Source organism: Streptomyces sp. NPDC003379, assembly GCF_053589195.1.
In genome coordinates, this window is the sequence record NZ_JBSFRK010000004.1 from 159777 (window position 1) to 179057 (window position 19281).

Here is a 19281-nt window from a genome sequence, read left to right on the forward strand (position 1 = left end):
GGAGCGTGCGCCGCTGGAGATCCGCGGCCTGCCGGGGTCCCCGGCGCGACAATGTCGGCCGCCCCGCGCATACAACGCCGCCGAATGGGTAACTGACCCTCCCCCAAGGGGTGTTGGGCGCGGAGACGGCGCTCGCCCACGACGGGGATCTTCGGAGGGGACGGGGGACCCGATGTCCGAACTGCTCAATGCGGCTGATCAGATCGTGCCGTATGTGGCCTCGACCGGAGTCGCCGTGATCGCGACCGCTCAGGCCGACTTCGCCCAGAACACGCTCGACCGGGGAAAGAAGCTGGTGCGCGCGCTGCTGCACCGGGGCGAGGATGACGTACCGCCCGACGAGCAGGAACAGGTCGCGGCGCTGCGGAACCTCTCCCGTCCGGCCGTGGAAGAACTCGTCGTGGCGATCGACGCCTGGCTGTCCACGGGGGACCTGACTCAGAACTCCCTGCGCCACCACGTCGAAGAGGCGGCAAGGGCGCGAGGCGGAGAGCGCGGAGAGCACAACTCCGGGACGGGCCACGGAACGTACGCCATCGGCGTCGGCAAGTTGGAGGGCGGCCTGACCATCAACCACCGCCCCACCGAGGGCCCATGAGCCCACGCCGCGAAGAGGCCGCACCGGAGCCGGAGGACGCCGCGGCGCCCAGGGCATCGAACACCGCTCGGGCAGAGGGCCGCAACTGGGCCGTGGCCGCGGGCCAGGTCGTGGGTGACCTCATCGTCAATCTCGTCATCGGCGGCGAGGGCCACTGGAAGAACTTCTGGAACTCTCTGCCCTTCTGTCTCTTCGTCGCGGCGGCGGCCACCGCATGGCTGCGCGCCCCCGAGGGCCCGCTCCACCAGTTCACGCCGGTCATCATCCTGTTGAGCCTGTCGTTCACCGCGTCCTTCATGCGTCTCCTGGGCCTGGACGTCCGCTGGCCCAAGCGCGACCGCGCGCAGAAGCCGCCGGCGTCCGCCCTGGCGTTGCGCGCCTGCGTCTTCGCGGTCTTCTTGATCTGCGCGGTGGCCGGAGCGGTGCGGGCGGACCTCCTGCGCCGGGACGGCGAAGTGGACGTCACCGGACAGGTCGAGATCCGGCCCACCGCCAAGAGTTCCCAGCACACACTGAGCCTGTCCGACGTTCCCCACCGCAGCAATCTGCGGCTGACCGTACGGGTGGAGGACGCCCGGCCCGGCTGGCAGAGCTGTACCCCGGAGACCTGGCTCACCCTGGTGCTGAGCGGCGGGGACACGCCCGGATTCGAGCACATCCGCCCGATGCGCCCCGTCGACATACCGCTGGGCGGATCACGCACCGACATCATGCTGACCATCACCGTCCACACCCCCCGGGGTTGCAGCATGAACGTTTCGGCGGCCGAAGCCGTACTTCATGAGTGAGGGGAAGGCATGCGCCCGAGAAAGCCGATGACTTGGAGGGTGACAGCGGTCGTCGCGGCGGCGATGGCGAGCCTGGTAACGGCGGCCCTGGTGGTGACCGCGAGCTGTTCCCCCGAGGGAGAGACCCACACCTTCATGGGGACGGACAGACTCACGGTCGCCATGCACAACGACCTTCCGGGGGTCTCCCTCCTCGACGGTTACACCAGGTCGGGTTTCGACTATCTCTTCGCGCAGAAGCTGAAGAACGAGTTCGATGTCAAAGTCACTCCCGCGGAAGTCGCCACGAAAGACCGCGTCACGTCACTGACCAGTGACGGCGCCCACTTGGCCATCGCGGCGTTCTCGATCACCGCGGAGAGAATGCGAAAGATAGACTTCGCCGGCCCCTACCTGACCAACTACCAGGGCTTCCTGGTGGGAAAGAAGGGGGCCGGTATCCGCTCGATGAACGACCTGCGGGACAAGCGAGTCTGCGCCTGGTCCGGTACCACCAATATCGGCCCGCTCCAGGGCCTGGGCTTCGAGGTCGTCGAGATGCCCAGTGCCGAGGCCTGCCTGAACGCCCTCGTCGACGGCGAAGTCGACGCCTTCTCGACCGACCAGCTGATCCTGTACGGATTCGCGCATCAATATGCCAAGAAGAACCTGAAGGTGATCCCTGACCTCACCGTCGGAGCACCGCAGTACTACGGCGTCGGCATGCCCAAGGGGCATCGCCCGGACTGCCACCGCTTGCGCGAGTTCATCAAGAAGTACGTCGAGAGCAACGACTGGATCGAGGACATCCAGGTCTCCCTGCCGGAGATCCCCAAGACCGATCCGAGCTGGGCCAGTCGGCTCAAGCCCAGCGCGGAGTCCATCGAGGCACGCTCGTGCAGGGACACGGCAAGCCCGTGACGCCCCCTCGCCTCGAGTGCGGTCAGAACGATGAGCGGTACGTCCAACCGCGCGGCCAGCGAGCGCATCTGGGCGGGGAGGTTCGCGCGGTAGACGTCGTCGGCGGGGGTCTGCTTGTCGTTGTGGGCCTATGGTGCGGCGTGTCTCGGCGGTGACGATGGTGCGGCCCCGCCGTGTCGCCGCCGAGGAGGACGGACACGTCGTACTTTCCCGGGGCGAGGTCGAAGTGGCAGACGACCGGGTCCGAACCCGGGCAGTGCTCCAGGGCCGTACCGTGACCGCGACCTTGGCCATGGGTCGGGCCGGCGTGGGCGGGCGCCACGGCGACCAGGCCGCCACCCAGGGTGGCGGCGAGCGCGACGAGGACGGATCCGTATCGCCTCAGGAGGGAAGTCCTTCCGGCTGGTGGGAGTGGCTAGCTGGGGAGCTTGTCGCCGATGAGAGCGAGGTTCTGGATGGCGGCGAGGCCGAACAGGGCCGTCTCGTTGGTGCTGATCCGTGGGTGCTCGTGGCCCGGCTCCAGCGCGTCGGGGCCCTCGATCTTCGTACGCTCCCACTTCATGGCCCGGGTGTAGCCGTCGCTGTCGAGGAACTTGCGCCAGGCGCGCGCGGCCAGCTGGTCGTCCTTCGACTGGGCGGCGGCGTAGGCGTCCTGGCGCGAGTGGCCCTGGAAGAGCAGCAGACTCCCGAAGTCCTTGCCGTAGCGCTGCTTCTGCTCGGCCTTGGTGGCATTGAAGTAGCGGCAGTAGTCCAGCCAGGCGCTCCTGAACTCCGGCAGGTCGATCAGGTCGATCAGCTCGGCGCACATCTCCACGAGGCCGAACATCGCCGAGAGGTGGGAGACGCTCACGGCGGCCTCGCCGGCGACCGCGAACTCGCCCGTGTCCAGGTCGTACAACCCGCTGCCCTGCACGAACCCGTTGGGCTGCGCGGCGATGGTCCGCATGGTGGAGCGCAGCCTGGCCTCCGCCTTCCCGGCCTTGGGGCCCTTGCGTTCCCATTCGGTGAGCCACGCGCCCGCGAGCCCGCTCCAGTCGGTGCCGAAGCCGATGGACAGGGCGTGGCGGTCGGGTTCGTAGGGCTCGGTGCGGATCTTGCGGAGCGGGTCGAGGGCCAGGAACGTCTCGTCGGAGTCGACGAGGGCGTGCATGAGGTCGCCGACCCGTTCGTCGGCGGTGAGGAAGTAGTACGGGCGTCGGTACACGGCGGTGGAGATGCGCTGCTGCTTGGCGCTGTCCGCGAAGTGCTGGACGCCGTGCCGGGTGCCGAGCCCGGCCCACTCGCCGAGGTGGTAGGCGTCGACCTCGCCGGTGTGGCGGGTCATGGCCTCGGCGAAGCGGAAGATGTCGGCGCGGCCCGAGCGCAGGTAGGCGTACCAGAGCCAGAGGTCGGGCGAGAGCTCGGAGTTGTCCCACGCGTACCCGCCGACGTCGTACCGCCACTGGTGCCGGTCCTCGTCGTAGGTGTGCATGATGTCGCCGTAGTCCCAGAAGCCGTACCAGCGGCGCTGCTCGACTTGGTCCTTGTAGTACGTGAAGAGGAAGTCGAGGTGGTCCTCGATCTCGGCCTTCGCGGGCGTGGAGCGGTCGACGGGCGCGAAGAGACCGCCGAAGACCTTGGACTTGCTCAAGTGCTCGGGAGCCGCGACGAGTTGGGGCGGGGTGCGGACGGCGTCGGCCTGGTCGACGAGCGTGGCGGCCGACGGTGTCGCGGCGTTGGCCCAGAACATCAGCTCGCTGGTGCGGGCAATCCCGTATGGAGTGCCGAAGCCGGGTTCGTGGTCCTCGTACGTGATGTTGAGACCTTCGAGCTGCTCCGGGTAGGTGTCCTGACCCATGCCGTCGTGGTAGAAGCGCAGATCCATGGCGGGTGCCTCGGGCGACCAGAGCCACAGCGTGACCTGGGCCTCGTCGCCCGCCGCGCCCCGGATGTCGAGCTGCGCGGGGTGCTTCTCCCAGAAGTCGCGCAGGCCGAAGGAGAGCCCGCCGCTCACCCCTCCCACGTACCCGAAGCCGTTGGCCCGCCCGCCGCCGCCCGCGGGGATCCAGCCGCGCCCCGCCTCGGTGCGCTTGCGCAGCGTGAAGCCGTCAGCGGACAGCTGGGCGAGGGTGTAGTCGCTCCACGTGGGGATGTACTGGAGTCGGCTGGTGACCCGCTGGTCCCAGGTGGCCGGGTCGGGCAGCTTCTCGCCCTTGACCTGCGCGGCGCGCACCGCGGCGCCCGGGTCGCGGCGCAGTCCGGTGATCCCCTTGACCGCCTCGGTGAGGAAGCCCTCGCCCTCGCCCGCGATGCGGATGTGCCGGTCGTACGCGGCGTCGCGCATCGGCACGGTGAAGCGGACGCCGAGCCCGCGGATGAAGTCCCTCTCCTGGTCACCGTCGTACGTGATGGTGTGCACCATGCGGAACGACTCGGCGCCCGCGTAGAAGTACAGCCGGACACTGAACGGCAGCCAACTCCGCCCGCCTCTGCGGTGCTTGCCGTCGACGCGGACGACCGCGCGCACGGGCCCGTCCTGTTCGACCTTCACCTCGCCGATCTCGCCGTCGAACCGCTCCCACTTGGCGTTGCCGGTGTCGCCGTCGTCGATGTCGCCCTGGCGCAGGAGGACGAGACGCCCGTCCGTGGCGATCTCCGTGCCGCCCCGCGTCACCGACCGGACGAGCCGCTCGCCGTCCTTGCCGATCACCGCGGTGATGACACCGGTGTCCACGGTGACCTTGCGGCCGGCCCGGGTGACCTTGATCTTCTCCTTGTACGGTGCCGGGGTCCCGGCCGCGAGCATGAACCGGTCGGCTTCACCTGCCCCGGGCCCGACCGCGTGTGCCGTCCACTTCAGGGAGCCGTCGGGCCAGTACGCGGTGGGCCAGCTCTGCAGGGGCACGTCCTTGCCGTCGCCGGTGGCGAGGGCGAACGTGGCGTCGGCGCCGTGGACGCCCTTGGGCCAGGGCACGCCGAAGGTGGACCCGGGGGCGGCGCCGAGCCCGCCGTCCTCCAGCCACCGGATGCCGACGGGCCCGTCGACCACGGGGGCGCCGGGGGCGGCGGCCCGCGCCTCACCGCGCCCGAGCACCCAACTGAACTGAGCGGCGGCACCGGCCGCCGCGGCGGCCTTGAGCAGGGTTCTACGGGGTACGGAAGACATGTATACGAGCCCTCATTTCTCGGATAGCGATAGCCATGCACATGACAGACAGCTGAGCGCGGCCCCACACTGGGGCGCCCCCCTCAGGGGCGCGGGGAACCCCGCGCGCCCAGCCACAACGCGCCCGCGGTGGAAGAACCGTCACCCGCCACGCAGACGCTCAGCCGAGACGCCGCTCCACCGCCACCCCCGCGGCCACCAGGACCCCCACCGCGGGAGCGGCAAGCGGCGCCGCGAACCACCCCGACACCGCCACGACCGCAAGGCCACAGACCAGCGCCAGCGACCCCGCCGGGTCCCGCACCGTACGGCGCACCGCCACGGCGAGCAGCGCCCGCCACGACGCGCCCGGCCGCCAGCCGACCGCGGCCCGCACCCCGGCCACGACCAGCACGAACAGCACCAGAACGCCCACCACCCCGACGAACGCACCGCCGGGCAGCACTCCGGAACGTACGACCGCGAGGTCCGCCCACAGCAGGGCGAGCGCGGCCCACCCGGCGACCCCCACGAGCCACCCGCGCCGCGCGGCGCCCCGCACGTCCGCCGCGAACTCCCGCCAGCCTCCGGCCTCATGGGCCAGATGGCGCCGCAGATGCGCGCCCCCCGCGGCGATCGCGGCCGGCACCGTCACCAGTGGCAGCGCGGCGACCGCGATCCACACCCCGGTGAGCAGGCACTCCGCGAAGATTCCGAAACGGCGCCCGGACGCCCCCTTCACTTCAGCCCCGACGTGGCCATGCCGTCGATCAGATAGCGCTGGAAGGCCAGGAAGAAGGCGACCACCGGCAGCAGCGCCACCAGGGACATCGCGATCATGCCGCCGTAGTTGGCGAGGCCCTCCTGGTCGACGAACATCTTCAGGCCGAGGGAAACGGTGTATTTGGAAGGGTCGTTGAGGTAGATCAGCGGGCCCATGAAGTCGTTCCACGCGTTGATGAAGGTGAAGATGGCGCTGGTGATCAGCGCGGGGCGGCACAGCGGCAGCACGATCGACCAGTAGATCCGCAGGTGCCCGCAGCCGTCGAGCCGCGCCGCCTCGTCCAGTTCCCGGGGCAGGTTCCGCATGAACTGCACCATCAGGAAGACGAAGAAGGCGTCGACCGCCAGATACTTGCCGAGCAGCAGCGGCGTATAGGTGTTGATCAGGCCGAGCTTCTGGAACAGCACGTACTGCGGGATGAGCAGCACGTGGTACGGCAGCAGCAGGGTGCCGATCATCAGCGCGAAGAGCAGATTGCGGCCCGCGAACTTGATACGGGCGAAGGCGTAGCCCGCGAGCGAGCACGAGACCAGCACGCCCACCACCGAACCGCCCGCCAGAAAGAGGGAGTTGGTGAAGAAGGTGGAGATGGGGATGTCGGCGATGCCCTCGGCGAGGCCGCTGTAGTGGGAGGCGACCGGGTCCGTCGGGAACAGCTCCAGGCTGCCGACGATCTCGTCGTTGTGCTTGAACGAGCCGCCGATCAGCCACACCACGGGGTAGAGGACCACCGCGAGCACGGCCAGGGCACCGACGTGCCAGGCCCAGGAACCGGCGCCGCCGCGCCTGCGGTCACGGGCCGCCGCATGCACCGTACCCGTACTCGTCCCCGTAGTCGTCCCCGTACTCGTGCTCGTGCTCATCGGGCGCCCTCCTCGTAGTGCACCCAGCGCTTCTGGGACCAGAACAGCACCGCCGTGACCAGGCCGACGGCGAGCAGCAGCATCCAGGCCATGGCCGAGGCGAAGCCCATCCGGCTGTTCTCGAAGCCCTGGACGTAGAGGTAACAGGTGTAGACGAGCGAGCCGTCCGCCGGACCGCAGGCGTTGCCGCCCGCGCCGCCGCCGACGATGTACGCGGAGGCGAAGATCTGGAAGGAGTGGATGGTCTCCAGGAGGACGTTGAAGAAGAGCACCGGGGAGATGATCGGCAGGGTGATGTGCCAGAACCGCCGCCAGGTGCCCACGCCGTCCATCGCCGCCGCCTCGTACAGCTCGCGCGGCACCTGCTTGAGGCCGGCCAGGAAGATGACCATCGGCGCGCCGAACTGCCAGACGGTGAGCGCCACCAGGCTGTAGATGATCCAGTCCGGGTCGCCGGTCCAGCCGCCCACGTCCATCCCGAACAGGGTGCTCTGGGCGCGGTCCACGATCGCGTCCTCCGAGAAGATCGCCTTCCAGACGACGGCGACGGACACGCTCGCGCCGATCAGGGACGGAGCGTAGAACGCGGCCCGGTAGAAGGCCTGGCCGCGCCGCTTCTGGTTGAGCAGCAGCGCCACACCGAGCGCGGCGGCCAGCTTCAGCGGGGTGCCGATGACCACATACCAGAGCGTCACCTCGACCGACGTGCGCCATCTGGGGTCGCCGAACATCTCGGTGAAGTTGTCGAGGCCGATCCACTTCGGGGCGTCGAAGAGGTCGTAGTCGGTGAACGCGAAGTAGAGAGAGACGACCATCGGGCCCGCGGTGAGGAGCAGGAACCCGGCGATCCAGGGGGACATGAACAGATAGCCGGCGAGGTTCTCGCCGCGCCGCCGGCGCCGGGGGGCGGCGCCCGGGGGACGGGAGTCCGCGGAGCCGCGCGACCGCGACCGGGCCGCCTGTGCGGTCGCGGTCTTCGAGGTGGTCATCGTGCCGCTCATCGGGAGCCGAGTGCCGTCTTGCACTCGTTGAAGTACTGCTCGACGGCGTCGCCCACCGACCGTTTCCCGAGGGCGAGTTCCTCGGCGACGCGCAGGAACGCCGCCTCGCAGACGTCCGCGCCCGCCGGATGCGGCGTGATGGCCTCCAGGACACCGGCGTCGACGAGGCTCTCCTCGTACGCGGCGATCTCCTTGTTGACGGACGCGATGACCTTGTCGCTCTCCTGGGACGGCTGGTACGCCTCGTACTGCGCCGTGGTGGGCGGCACCCCGCGGTCGTACCCCATGATCCTGGCGACCTCGGGGTCGTGCACCATGAAGTCGATGAACTGCGCGACCTGCTGGGGATGCTTGGTGCGCCGCGCGCCGCTGAGCATGAGGGAGCCGAGGTACTGGCCGGTCTTCTTGCCGTCGGTCGTCGGAATCGGCGCGAGGCCGTAGCTGCTCTTGCCCTCGGCGGTGTAGCGGACGGTGAAGTTGTCCCAGGTGAACTCGGCGGCCGCGAGCTCGGCGGCGACCGCCGACTTGGGCTTGACCTGCGCGACCTTCTTCGGGTCTGCGTAGATGCCGGACTCGACGCCCTTGCGGCCCTTGCTCCACCAGTCCTTCAGGTCGGCCTCGGTGAAGCCCAGGCCGTCCTTGGTGAAGAAGGCCTTGCCGTGCTGGCGCAGATAGAGGTCGTAGAGGTACATGACGCCGTAGAGCCCGCTGTCACCGGGCCTTCCCTCATCGCGGATCCTCTCCATCGCCGTGTGGAAGTCGTCCCAGGTCCAGCCCATCTCGGGGGTGACGCCGGCCTTCGCGAAGAGCGGCTTGTCGATCACGAGGGCCATGGAGTTGCTGCCGACGGGCACGCCGAGCAGCTCTCCGTCGACCTCACCGAACTTCTCCAGGCCCGCGCGGAAGCCGTCGAGCCGCAGGTTTCCGGCCTTCGCCTGCGCGCGCAGGTCGAGCAGCACATTGCGCTCGTCGTACTTGCGCAGGAAGCCGATGGCGTTCTGGAACACGTCCGGCGGATTGCCGCCCGCCGCCTGGGTGTTGAACTTCTTCCAGAAGTCCAGGTACGGCTGGAAGTCCGTCTTGATCTTGATCTTCGGGTACTTCTTCTCGAAGAGTGCGATCGTCTTGTTGATCCGCTCGGCCCGGTCGTCGGACCCCCACCACGCGTACCGGAGCGTGACAGTGCCGTCCCCGGAACCGCTTCCGGCACCGCAGCCCGCCGCCGTCATGCCCAGGGCGGCGAGCGAGCCTCCCGCGAGTTTCAGCAGGCTCCGCCGGTCGAGTTCCTCATGCATAGGCACAGTTGTGCTCCTTCACCCGCGACTTGAATCGTTATAGGCAAGCGCTTGCCGGGCAAACGTAGGGAGAGTCGTCGGGCACGTCAACGGTTCGAACACGAATTGGTCGAAGCGCTTCTGTGTTGTGCGAGTGGCCGAACGGCGGGCTGGGCTCCCGCAGGGGCGCAGGGATGCTCGACCTGATGAATCGATTCATAGCGGTTCGCTATAGCGATGAATGACGTCGTCCCGGTTCCGGTTACTTCGGGTCCCGGTTGAACTGCGCCATCGACCAGCGGTGGCCGAGCACGGTCAGACCGACGCACCAGACGACCGCGATCCACCCGTTCCGGCCGATCTCGCTGCCGAGCAGCAGGCCGCGCAGGGTTTCGATGACCGGGGTGAACGGCTGGTACTCGGCGATCGGCCGGAACCAGCCCGGCATCGTCCCGGCCGGGATGAAGGCGCTGGAGATGAGCGGCAGGAGGATCAGCGGCATGGCCATGTTGCTGGCCGCCTCCGGGTTCGGGCTCGCCATGCCCATCCCGACGGCGATCCAGGTGAGCGCCAGGGCGAAGAGTACGAGGAGTCCGAACGCCGCCAGCCACTCCAGGGCGGTGGCGCCGGTGGAGCGGAAGCCGATGGCCACGCCGACGGCGCCGACGAGGAGCACGCTCATCATGCACTGCAACACGCTGCCGACGACGTGTCCGATGATCACGGAGCCGCGGTGGACGGCCATGGTGCGGAAGCGGGCGATGAGGCCCTCGGCCATGTCCATGGAGACGTACACCGCGGCCCCGATCACGGTGGAGCCGATGGTCATCACCAGGATGCCGGGGACGATGTAGGCGATGTAGTCGGAGCGGTCGGCGCCGCCGCCGCCGATGCCCGCGCTCATCACGTCGCCGAAGATGTAGACGAAGAGCAGCAGCATCATGATCGGCGTGAGCAGCAGGTTCAGGGTCCCGGACGGGTAGCGCCTGGCGTGCAACAGATTGCGGCGCAGCATCGTGTTCGAGTCGCGGACGGCGAGAGAGAGGGCGCTCATCGGACGTTCTTCTCCTTGGGCTGGTTGACGGCGTCGGCCGGCCCGGTGAGGGCGAAGAAGACGTCGTCGAGGTCGGGGGTGTGCACGGTCAGCTCGTCCGCCTCGATATCGGCGGAGTCGAGCCGGTCGAGGATGGAGCGCAGCTCGCGCTGGCTGCCGTCGCTGGGGATCTGAAGGGTGAGGGCCTCGTCGTCCCGGGTGACCTCACCCAAGGCGGTGGCGGCGGACTGGTAGGCGGCCGGGTCGGTGAAGCGGAGCCGGATGTGTCCGCCGGGGATGAGCCGCTTCAGCTCCTCCGCGCTCCCCTCGGCGGCGATCTTCCCGTCGTTGAGGACGGCGATGCGGTCGGCGAGTTCGTCGGCCTCCTCCAGGTGCTGAGTGGTGAGGAAGACGGTCGCCCCGTCGGAGACGAGCTCGCGGATGATGCCCCACATGTTGTGGCGGGAGCGGGGGTCCAGGCCGGTGGTGGGCTCGTCGAGGAAGATGATGCGGGGGTTGCCGACGAGGGTCATGGCGAGGTCGAGGCGGCGTTTCATGCCGCCGGAGTAGGTGGAGGCGGGTTTCTTCGCGGCCTCGACCAGGTCGAAGCGCTCCAGGAGTTCGGTGGTGACCCGGCGTCCCCCGCGCTTGGACAGGTGGTGCAGGTCGGCCATGAGGAGCATGTTCTCCTCGCCGGTGATCAGGCCGTCGACGGCGGAGAACTGTCCGGTGACACCGATCGCGGCCCGCACCCCGTCCGGTGACGTGGCGATGTCGTGACCCGCGACCCGGGCCTGCCCGCCGTCCGCGCCGATGAGCGTGGAGAGAATCTTGACGACGGTGGTCTTGCCCGCGCCGTTCGGTCCGAGCAGCGCGAAGACGGACCCGGCCGGGATGGTCAGATCGATGCGGTCGAGGACGGTCTTGTCGCCGTACGACTTGCGCAGGCCGGTGGCGGATACGGCGGTGGGCGACTGTCGATCGTCGACCTGTTTGGATGTGGGCATGACAAAGGAGGGCATGAACTTCTCCGTTCGAAGGTTGAGGTCAAGGACGTTGCGGGTCCGTGCGGGTCCGCGCGGTTTCGTGCGGTTTCGTGCGGTTTCGTGCAGGTCCGTCGCGTGAGGGGGTGAACGGCAGCAGCCGCGGCGGCAGCGGAGGGCACCACCGGCCGACCGGCCCGTGGGCCGGGCCGGGGTCCGGGCCGACATTCGGGCCCTGGACCAAGCCAAGATCCGGGCCGTGGGCCCAGTCTCGGGCCAGGCCGTGGGCCGCGCGCGCCGTAGGCCAAGCCACGTCCGGACCGTGAGCCAGGCCGTACGCCGCGCCGCAGGCCAAGCCACATCCGGACCGAGGACCAAGCCGTACGCCGCGCCGTAGGCCGCGCCATGGGCCGCGCCATGGGCCAGGTCGACATCCGGGCCGTGCAGCCGACGTCCGGGCCGTGGGCCGAGCCGTGGGCCAGACAGACCGTGGGCCGGGGCGTAGGCCCGCGCCGTAGGCCAGCCCGTGGGCCGCGCCGTGGACCAGGCCGGTGTCCGAGCCGTAGGTCAGGCCGGTGTCCGAGCCGTAGGCCAGGCCGGTGTCCGAGCCGTAGGCCAGCCCCGTTTCCGAGCCGTAGGCCAGGCCGGTGTCCGAGCCGATGTCCGAGCCGTAGGCCCCCGCCGTAGGCCGGGGGCGATATCCGGACCGTGAGCCGGGGCGACATCCGCGTCCAGGCCGACGCCCGGGCCGGCGTCCAGCGCCACGGCAGGTGTCACTCGCAGAACACCTGCACCTTCCCGTCGGGGTCGTCGACGTCGACGGTGACCTCGTCGAGCTGATCGATGAGGTCCTCAAGGTGCTGCGGCTTCAGCTCGGTGAGGTCGATCGGCACCCCCGACTTGCCCAGTTGCGCGTTGACCTTGGTGAGCGCCTGCGGAGGGATGAGGCTCGTGAGCCGGACCCCGGCGCGCAGCAGCTGCAACGGGACCTGGATATCGACGCGGCTCGCCCCGTCGCCCCCGGAGTCGTCCGTCGAGTTCACCACCACACGCAGGTACTTGGGCCGGGCTTTCGGGCGGGCTGCGGTGGCCTGCGGCGACTGCGCCGACTGGGGCTGTTCACGTTCGAGGGCGTCAATCAGCCGCTCGGCCTCGTCTGCCGTGATCTTTCCCTCGGCCAGCATGTGCAGAATCTGGCGGCGCTGCTCGTCCATCGTTACTCTTCCCCTCCGGCTCATCCGACTCATGTGACTCATCCGAACTCATCTGACTCATGCGCCATGCGACTCATCTGACGCTTATCAAGAACGCCGTTCGGCCCTGCTCAAGCTCGAACCGGGTCCCAGGCAACGCCCACAGCAGCTGCCCCGCGCCGCGCAACGCGCCCACCGGACTCACCCGGGTGGCCAGGCACGCGATCACTCCGCCCAGCACGGCGAGCAGCAGCAGCGGCGACAGCACCAGCGCCACCGGTAGAACCGGGACGTACAGCCGCCGACGACGGCCATCGGCACGGCGATAGCGCACCGTCACCAGCTGGGGAATCAACGGTTCCGCTCCAGCTCGGCCAGGGCCTCCTGGGCACTGATCTCCCCCCGCTGCAGGCGGTCGATGACGTCGGCGCCGCTGGGCGCCGGGTCGGTGTCGATGAAGTCGAGGGCCTCGGCGATCCGTTTCAGCCGGGACTTGACCGTCGGGTAGCTCACCCCGAAGATCCGCTCCATCTCCTTGATCGAACCGTGCGACCGCACGAACGCGGCGACGAACACCTGGTCGTCCGCGCCGAGTTGCGCCAGCTGCGGCGGCTCGAACTGACCCTCGACCGCGACGCCGCTGTCGACGAGGCGGACCCGTTCGACCACGAACGGCTGCCCCTGCGTCAGGTCCGTCAGTTCCTGCCAGTCCACCCTCGGCTCCCTTCCCTTGACGGCGCGCGGCGCGCGGCGCGCGGCGCGCGATCCGCGATCCGCGATCCGCGATCCGCGATCCGCGATCCGCTCGTCATTCATTTGTACCTTGAGTTTTTTAAGTTGTCGACGCATCACGCTTAATTTCTTTGAGGTGATCTTCAATGGCGCATGGTCACCGCCACCCACTTTCGCGATCACCCGCCCACACCCCGCAACCTTTCGCATCCCGGCGGCAACCCCTGACCGACCGTTCAACGACCCGACCCCCAGGAGTGGTTCATGGGCCGCCCAGCGACTGCCCCACCGATTCCCCCACCGGTCACGCGCACCGGCCGACGCCGATTCCTCGCGGGCGGCGCCGCGGTGCTCGGCCTCACCGGGCTCGGCGGCCTCGGCGTGCTCCGCGCCCCCGCCGCACAGGCCGCCGGGGACCCGACGGCGGCCGCTGCCGCCACCCTCTACATCGCCAGCGACTCGACGGCACAGACGTACAACGCCTCCTACCACCCCGAAGCGGGCTGGGGTCAGCTGCTCCCCCGCTGCTTCACCCCGGCCGTCACGGTCGCCAACCACGCCATAGGCGGGCGCAGTTCACGCTCCTTCATCGAGCAGGGCCGCCTCGCCGCCATCCACCGGGTGATCAAGCCGGGCGACTACCTCTTCGTCCAGTTCGGTCACAACGACGCCACCGCGAGCAGGCCCGAACGCTATACCCCGCCCGCGGACTACAAGGAGTACCTGCGCCACGACTACATCCGCGCCTCCCGAGCCCGTGGGGCCACGCCGGTCGTCGTCACGCCCGTCTCGCGCCGTGACTACAACCCGTCCACCGGCCGGTTCAACGTCTCCTTCCTCGCATACGTGTCGGCCGCCAAGGCCGTCGCCGCGGAGGAGGGCGTCCCGCTGATCGATCTGTCCGCGCTTTCCCGCGCCTACCTTGACGGGATCGGCGTGGAGGCCTCGAAGAAGGTGTTCCTGTGGCTCGCCCCGGGGCAGTACCCGAACTTCCCGGAAGGAGTGCAGGACAACACCCACTTCCAGGAGTACGGGGCGACGCGGATGGCCCGGCTGGTCGCGCGGGCGGTCGCCGGGCTCGGTCTTCCGCTCTCCGGTGAGGTCCTGCCGTCACTCCGGGCCGGGGCGGGCCGCCCGCCTGTCAGGCCGGCGCCACCCGAAGGATCCGGAAATGATCGAGTTCCGCCGGATCACGGTCGACGACCTGGACCGGCGCCCCAGCCCACTGCCAGACGCTGATGCCCGGCGTGCGGGAGAACCGGATCTGTCCACGGGTGCCTTCGACCGCGACACGCGGCCAGGATGCGGCGGTGCGCGCCCGGTCCGTACCGTGAGAACGCAGCGTCTCGGCGAGGACGGTGACCGCGTCGTAGCCCTCGAAGGCGACGAAGGAGGGCGCTGCGGCCAACCGCTCGCGCAGGGCCGTCCCGACTCGTACGCCAAGTGGGGTGAGTTGCTCGGGCAGGTAGCGCAGGAACGGGACCCCGGCGCCGTCGTCACCCAGCAGCGTCGCCCACTCGGCGAACTCCGGTTGCCCGGCCGGAGCACCGATCAGGATGTCGGTGAGGCGCTGGTCGCGGCGGACGGACTTGACGATCGGCACTGCCGGCTCGGGGTGGCCGACCAGGAGAAGGAGTGCTGCCGCACGATGCTCGACGAGTGCGTCGCACACGGCGTCGGCGTCGAGCGCGCGCATGTCGAGTTCGATGACGGTACCGCCGCGTGGAGCGAGGTACTCCCGCAGGATGCGGGTCCCCGATGACCAGTAGAGACTCGGCTGGGCCGCTACGGCGATACGGCTGTGGCCCGCGCCGAGCAGGAAGTCCGCGTACACCTGCCAGCCGTGGGAGTGCGGCGGGGCGAGGCGCGCCACCCATTCCGTCGGCTGTTCGGTGAGCGCGTCGAGCACCGCCGACGAGCAGAGGTACGGCAGGCCGAGGGCGTCGGCCCTGGTGGCAGCGGTGCGAGCGACGACGCTGTGGTACTCCCCCACCAGGGCGGCCACGCCCAGGCGGGCCAGTTCGTCCACGGCCGCCGCGGCCTTCTGCGGATCGGCCGCGGTGTCCCGGACCACCAGCTCAAGTGGTCTTCCGACGATCCCGCCGGCGTCATTGACCTCGCGAACGGCCAGTTCGAGTCCGGCGAGCAAGTGCCGGCCCGCCTCGACCCAGCCGGGCCGAGTCAGCGGGACGAGAGCGCCGATCCGGACAGGTGATCCGTCAGTACGCGCCGCGCCGGGCGGCGTCGAGTGCGTCGAGAGCGTTGGCGGCATTGGTGGCGTCGGTGGCGCTGGTGGCGCTGGTGGCGTCGAGAGCGTTGGTGGCGTATTCATGCGTTGGCGTCTTCCGTGTGATGACGATGCGGTCGCGGTCTGCCCGGAGCGCGGAGCGGCAAGGCCCTGCGGTCCCGGCAGTACGCGTTCATCTCATCCCATCCCGCCGTGGCGGGAGCACCCGGGTGATCACGCCGGGCATCGCGGGCTCCCGCCTCCCGGGCGGTATCAGCCGGCCCGCCCCACCACCAACCACTTCGACGGCAGTTCGATGCGGGTGCCGTCCGGGGCGAACTCCGTGGTCTTCAGCGGGAGTTCGCCACCGGCCAGGATGCCGAGGCCCGCCGCGGCGAGATATCGGGGCACGGCCTCGTCGATCACCTCGGCGGGCGCGATGCCGTGTGCGAAGACCGGGGCGAGCTTCGGCGGTGGGCCGGCGGGGCTCTGCGCGAGGCCCAGCAGGACGGGCTTGGCCGTCTCGGACAGTTCGACGAGGAAGGCCCTGCCGCGCTCACCGGTCAGCGTCGCGACGCTGTCGATGAGCGGCTGGCGGTCGTCGGGCTCGCACTGGTGGAGTACGCCGCGCATATAGACGTTCATGTCGCCGAACTCCGCGTGGAGCTGGTCCGCCTGGCTCTTCTCGGCGGCGTCGAGCTGCCGGAAATCCACCTGGTCGGCGGGGTCCGCGTGCCGGGCGTGCGCGAGGGCGGCGGCGGACAGGTCGACGCCGAGGACGCGCCGGAAGCGGTCGGCGAGGAAGCGGGTCTGGGTGCCGTTGCCGCAGCCGAGGTCGACGACCGGCAGGCCCGCCGCGACCATGTGCGGTTCGAACAGGGCGAGGTGGGGGCCGACGGTGACGGCGGGCTCGGCGTCCCAGAACACGGCGCCCGGCTCGTCGGACGCCTCCCGCCAGAACGCCTCCCATGCCTCCCTGTACCGACTCGTGACGCTCATGCCCAGCTCCCCAGGGTGCGACGACAGCCGCCGAACCCGGCGGCAAGATCGGTCTACCGCGCCCGGGGTACATGGACAAGGCGCCCGCGCGTTCCTTCACGGCTCATCCGGCACGTGTCCGCCGGGTCCGCGCACCGCGCGCCCGGCCGCGGGAACTAGCGTCGAGGCAGGGCCAGTTCGCACCAGACCGTCTTGCCGGAGTTCGTACGGCTCGTGCCCCACTCCTTGGCGAGCGCGCTGACGACCCGCAGACCCCGCCCGAACTCGTCGGCCGGGCCCGCGCTGAGCAGTGTGGGCAGCGTGTGGTCGTCGTCCTCGACCTCGCACAGCAGCACCCCGGAGCGGACGAGCCGCAGGTCGAGACGGCTGCTGCGGGAGTGGCGCACGACATTGGTGACCAGCTCGCTGACGAGCAGCTCTGCGGTGTCGGCGAGGGCGTCGAGCGACCACGCCCGCAGCTGCTCGCGGACCAGTTCGCGGGCCCTGCTCACCTCGCTCGGGTCGAGGGCGAGCCGCCACTGCGCGACGTCCTCGGCCGCGATGCCGTTGAGCCGGGCCATCAGGAGCGCCACGTCGTCCTTGCGGCCGCCGCGGCCCGTGTCGGCGAATGTCACGGCGAGCGCCCGGATGATGGTGTCGCAGGCGTCGTCCATGGAGGCGGCGGGGTGCGCGGCGGACTCGGTGAGCGTGGCGAGGCCGACGCCTATGTCCTCGCCGCGGACCTCGACGAGGCCGTCGGTGCACATCAGCAGCCGGTCACCGGGCGCCACCCGCACCCGGACCGACTCGAAGGGGACGCCGCCGACACCGATCGGCGCTCCGGTGGGCAGGTCGAGGAGCTCGCTGCGGCCGTCCACCGCGCGGACCAGGACGGGCGGGATGTGCCCGGCGTTGGCGAGGCTCAGTTCGCCCGCGATCGGGTCGTAGACCGCGTACAGGCACGTCGCCAGATAGTGCTCGCCGAGGCGCTGTGCGAGATCGTCGAGGTTGCGCAGGAGCTGCTCGGGCGGCAGGTCGAGGGCGGCCATGGTCTGTACGGCCGTACGCATCTGGCCCATCATCGCCGCGGAGTTGAGGCCGTGGCCCATGACGTCGCCGACGACGAGCGCGGTGCGGGAGCCGGGCAGCTTGACGGAGTCGAACCAGTCGCCGCCGACCCGGCCGAGCAGCGTGCCCGGCAGATAGCGGGTGGCGATGTCGCAGCCGGCCATGCGGGGCTGGATGTGCGGCAGCATGCTGTCCTGGAGGGTGTCGGCGACGCTCTCCTGGTAGGTGTACATGCGGGCGTTGTCGAGCACGAGGCCCGCGCGGGCGGCCAGTTCGGCGCCGGTGACGCGGTCCATGTCGTTGAAGACGGGCCGCTCCCGGTGACGGAGCAGGATCATGAAGCCCAGCACCACATTGCGGGCCTTGAGCGGTACGACGAGCATCGAGCGGTGGTTGATCAGCGGGCGGATGTCGCGCTTCTCGAACTGGGAGGCGATGGCGTTGCCCATCTCCTCGGTGATGCGCGGCACGAGCACCGGGTCGCCCGAGGTCATGCACTGGAAGAACGGCGTGTGCGCCGGGAAGGGCATCGATTCGCCGACCGGCACGACGTCGTCCCAGCGGCCCGGCTCGTCGGTGTGCTCCACGGCGACCCGGTGCCAGAGTGTGGTCTCGTCCGGCGGCCCCTCGGGGAATCCCTCGCCCGCGACGACCTGCTCACGCAGATAGGTGCCCGCGACATCCGTGAAGCGCGGCACGACCGCCCTGCTGACCTCCAGGATCGTGTGGGACAGGTCGAGCGAGGAACCGATGCGCCCGCTGACCTCGTTGAGGAATTCGAGGCGCTCGCGCACCGCCACGTACTCGAGGTCCTCGCCCTCGTCGTCGGCGCCGCCCGCGCCGCCCGCGCCGTTTTGGTCCTGCGCGGGCGCCGGGAGTCCGCGTGCGGCGGCCTGCTCGGCGCGCTGCCTGCGGGCCTTGCGCTCGGCGCGGCGGGCCACGCCCCAGTCCGGGGTGACGGGCACCCGGTCGTGCTGGCTGAACTCCAGGACGGGATAGCCCAGTTCGAGGATCTGGGCGACGATGCGGGAGCTCTCGTCCACGCTCATGCTCGGCAGGATCTCGGGCAGCCGGCCCGCGAGCTCGTCGGCGCCGGGGAAGTCCGTGTGCAGGGCGAAGCCGGGCACGATCCGCTCGACCTGCTCGCCGCGCTCGTCCCGGCCGCCCTCGGATCCCTCCGGCCCGTCCGGCCCCTCGGGCGCGGCGAGCCGGGCGGCGTCGGCGGCGAGCACGAGCAGCCGCTCCGGGCCGGGTCCGATCAGCGGATACGCCCACCAGAGCACGTCGACGCGGCTGCCACCGCGCCCCGGTTCGGTCAGCCGCGCCCGGCCCGAGGCCGGGTAGGAGATGCGTCCGTCGAGGGAGGTCTCCAGGTCGGGTCCGAGGCCGTCGTACGCCCCATAGGGCTCGCGGTCCTCGGGGATCGCGCCGTGTACGGGGAGCAGATCACCGGCGGGACGGCCGACGGCCTCCTCCTTGGCGCACCCGAAGAGGCGGCGCGCCCCGACGCTCCAGTGCGAGACGAGTCCCGCGCCGTCGACGACGACTACGGCCAGGGGGATGCGTCCGGCCGCGGCACCCTCTGCCACCGGCCCGTCCGGAGTGCCTCGTTCCATGACGCGTGCTCCTTCCCGCGGCAGCACAAGATCTGGGCCGCCACCAACCACCGTACGGCGGGCGCGGGTTGCCGTGCGGGGCAATGCGGGAATTGACCGAGGCCCGGAAAACCCCCGGC

At 70.1% G+C, this 19281-nt stretch carries 17 protein-coding genes; 4 read left to right on the forward strand and 13 right to left on the reverse strand.

The annotated features are described in order from the left end of the window. Positions 1-172 precede the first annotated feature (172 nt). The 3 genes from ACWDVB_RS05705 to ACWDVB_RS05715 are packed head-to-tail and all read left to right on the forward strand — an operon-like array spanning position 173 to position 2286. The gene (locus ACWDVB_RS05705; protein WP_451514143.1) at positions 173-598 is read left to right on the forward strand and encodes a hypothetical protein; all 426 of its coding nucleotides are present in this window, start codon (positions 173-175) and stop codon (positions 596-598) included. After that, positions 595-1386 carry a hypothetical protein gene (locus ACWDVB_RS05710; RefSeq protein WP_451514142.1) on the forward strand — a complete coding sequence of 264 codons (792 nt, stop codon included), beginning with the start codon at positions 595-597 and terminating at the stop codon, positions 1384-1386. Before ACWDVB_RS05705 ends, ACWDVB_RS05710 begins: the two co-directional genes overlap by 4 nt. A 39-nt stretch (positions 1387-1425) precedes the next feature. After that, on the forward strand, positions 1426-2286 hold the full coding sequence (locus ACWDVB_RS05715) for a transporter substrate-binding domain-containing protein (protein WP_451514141.1): 861 nt from the start codon (positions 1426-1428) through the stop codon (positions 2284-2286). Between the two features lie 415 nt (positions 2287-2701). Here the strand turns inward: ACWDVB_RS05715 and ACWDVB_RS05720 are convergent, their stop codons facing one another. The 10 genes from ACWDVB_RS05720 to ACWDVB_RS05765 all read right to left on the reverse strand — a co-directional run bounded on the left by ACWDVB_RS05720 (position 2702) and on the right by ACWDVB_RS05765 (position 13456). Beyond that, positions 2702-5431: an exo-rhamnogalacturonan lyase family protein gene (locus tag ACWDVB_RS05720; RefSeq protein ID WP_451514140.1), complete on the reverse strand. Its 2730-nt coding sequence runs from the start codon at positions 5429-5431 to the stop codon at positions 2702-2704. 160 nt (positions 5432-5591) lie between these two features. After that, entirely contained in the window at positions 5592-6152 is a 561-nt protein-coding gene (locus ACWDVB_RS05725) for a hypothetical protein (protein WP_451514139.1), read from the reverse strand. Further along, entirely contained in the window at positions 6149-7057 is a 909-nt protein-coding gene (locus ACWDVB_RS05730) for a carbohydrate ABC transporter permease (protein WP_451514138.1), read from the reverse strand. The genes ACWDVB_RS05725 and ACWDVB_RS05730 overlap by 4 nt, the downstream gene beginning before the upstream one ends. Next, positions 7054-8046 carry a carbohydrate ABC transporter permease gene (locus ACWDVB_RS05735; protein ID WP_451514137.1) on the reverse strand — a complete coding sequence of 331 codons (993 nt, stop codon included), beginning with the start codon at positions 8044-8046 and terminating at the stop codon, positions 7054-7056. Before ACWDVB_RS05735 ends, ACWDVB_RS05730 begins: the two co-directional genes overlap by 4 nt. A gap of 8 nt (positions 8047-8054) precedes the next feature. Next, positions 8055-9353: an ABC transporter substrate-binding protein gene (locus tag ACWDVB_RS05740; RefSeq protein WP_451514274.1), complete on the reverse strand. Its 1299-nt coding sequence runs from the start codon at positions 9351-9353 to the stop codon at positions 8055-8057. 241 nt (positions 9354-9594) lie between these two features. After that, a complete protein-coding gene (locus ACWDVB_RS05745) occupies positions 9595-10386 on the reverse strand; it encodes an ABC transporter permease (protein ID WP_451514136.1) in 792 nt (263 codons plus the stop codon). Continuing rightward, positions 10383-11372, reverse strand: a complete 990-nt coding sequence (locus tag ACWDVB_RS05750) for an ATP-binding cassette domain-containing protein (protein ID WP_451514135.1) — start codon at positions 11370-11372, stop codon at positions 10383-10385. Before ACWDVB_RS05750 ends, ACWDVB_RS05745 begins: the two co-directional genes overlap by 4 nt. 749 nt (positions 11373-12121) lie before the next feature. Continuing rightward, entirely contained in the window at positions 12122-12562 is a 441-nt protein-coding gene (locus ACWDVB_RS05755; protein WP_451514134.1) for an SHOCT-like domain-containing protein, read from the reverse strand. Positions 12563-12635: 73 nt separating this feature from the next. Beyond that, the gene (locus ACWDVB_RS05760; RefSeq protein ID WP_451514133.1) at positions 12636-12896 is read right to left on the reverse strand and encodes a hypothetical protein; all 261 of its coding nucleotides are present in this window, start codon (positions 12894-12896) and stop codon (positions 12636-12638) included. Then, on the reverse strand, positions 12893-13456 hold the full coding sequence (locus ACWDVB_RS05765; RefSeq protein ID WP_451514132.1) for a DUF2089 domain-containing protein: 564 nt from the start codon (positions 13454-13456) through the stop codon (positions 12893-12895). Before ACWDVB_RS05765 ends, ACWDVB_RS05760 begins: the two co-directional genes overlap by 4 nt. Positions 13457-13537: 81 nt before the next feature. Here ACWDVB_RS05765 and ACWDVB_RS05770 point away from each other — a divergent pair, with 81 nt between their 5' ends. Then, the gene (locus ACWDVB_RS05770) at positions 13538-14512 is read left to right on the forward strand and encodes a rhamnogalacturonan acetylesterase (RefSeq protein ID WP_451514131.1); all 975 of its coding nucleotides are present in this window, start codon (positions 13538-13540) and stop codon (positions 14510-14512) included. Here ACWDVB_RS05770 and ACWDVB_RS05775 read toward each other — a convergent pair. The 3 genes from ACWDVB_RS05775 to ACWDVB_RS05785 all read right to left on the reverse strand — a co-directional run bounded on the left by ACWDVB_RS05775 (position 14415) and on the right by ACWDVB_RS05785 (position 19162). Next, complete coding sequence (locus tag ACWDVB_RS05775; protein ID WP_451514130.1) at positions 14415-15545, reverse strand: ABC transporter substrate-binding protein; 1131 nt, start codon at positions 15543-15545, stop codon at positions 14415-14417. The genes ACWDVB_RS05770 and ACWDVB_RS05775 overlap by 98 nt on opposite strands. A 228-nt stretch (positions 15546-15773) precedes the next feature. Further along, complete coding sequence (locus ACWDVB_RS05780; RefSeq protein WP_451514129.1) at positions 15774-16499, reverse strand: class I SAM-dependent methyltransferase; 726 nt, start codon at positions 16497-16499, stop codon at positions 15774-15776. 155 nt (positions 16500-16654) lie between these two features. Then, positions 16655-19162, reverse strand: a complete 2508-nt coding sequence (locus ACWDVB_RS05785) for a SpoIIE family protein phosphatase (protein WP_451514128.1) — start codon at positions 19160-19162, stop codon at positions 16655-16657. Positions 19163-19281: the final 119 nt, after the last annotated feature.

Excerpts from the sequence above, each read along its gene's own strand:
- ACWDVB_RS05705 (WP_451514143.1), top strand. The coding sequence starts at position 173 with ATGTCCGAACTGCTCAATGCGGCTGATCAGATCGTGCCGTATGTGGCC.
- ACWDVB_RS05710 (WP_451514142.1), top strand. The coding sequence starts at position 595 with ATGAGCCCACGCCGCGAAGAGGCCGCACCGGAGCCGGAGGACGCCGCG.
- ACWDVB_RS05720 (WP_451514140.1), bottom strand. The coding sequence starts at position 5,431 with ATGTCTTCCGTACCCCGTAGAACCCTGCTCAAGGCCGCCGCGGCGGCC.
- ACWDVB_RS05730 (WP_451514138.1), bottom strand. The coding sequence starts at position 7,057 with ATGAGCACGAGCACGAGTACGGGGACGACTACGGGGACGAGTACGGGT.
- ACWDVB_RS05735 (WP_451514137.1), bottom strand. The coding sequence starts at position 8,046 with ATGACCACCTCGAAGACCGCGACCGCACAGGCGGCCCGGTCGCGGTCG.
- ACWDVB_RS05740 (WP_451514274.1), bottom strand. The coding sequence starts at position 9,353 with ATGCATGAGGAACTCGACCGGCGGAGCCTGCTGAAACTCGCGGGAGGC.
- ACWDVB_RS05745 (WP_451514136.1), bottom strand. The coding sequence starts at position 10,386 with ATGAGCGCCCTCTCTCTCGCCGTCCGCGACTCGAACACGATGCTGCGC.
- ACWDVB_RS05750 (WP_451514135.1), bottom strand. The coding sequence starts at position 11,372 with ATGCCCACATCCAAACAGGTCGACGATCGACAGTCGCCCACCGCCGTA.
- ACWDVB_RS05755 (WP_451514134.1), bottom strand. The coding sequence starts at position 12,562 with ATGGACGAGCAGCGCCGCCAGATTCTGCACATGCTGGCCGAGGGAAAG.
- ACWDVB_RS05770 (WP_451514131.1), top strand. The coding sequence starts at position 13,538 with ATGGGCCGCCCAGCGACTGCCCCACCGATTCCCCCACCGGTCACGCGC.
- ACWDVB_RS05775 (WP_451514130.1), bottom strand. The coding sequence starts at position 15,545 with ATGCCGCCAACGCTCTCGACGCACTCGACGCCGCCCGGCGCGGCGCGT.
- ACWDVB_RS05780 (WP_451514129.1), bottom strand. The coding sequence starts at position 16,499 with ATGAGCGTCACGAGTCGGTACAGGGAGGCATGGGAGGCGTTCTGGCGG.
- ACWDVB_RS05785 (WP_451514128.1), bottom strand. The coding sequence starts at position 19,162 with ATGGAACGAGGCACTCCGGACGGGCCGGTGGCAGAGGGTGCCGCGGCC.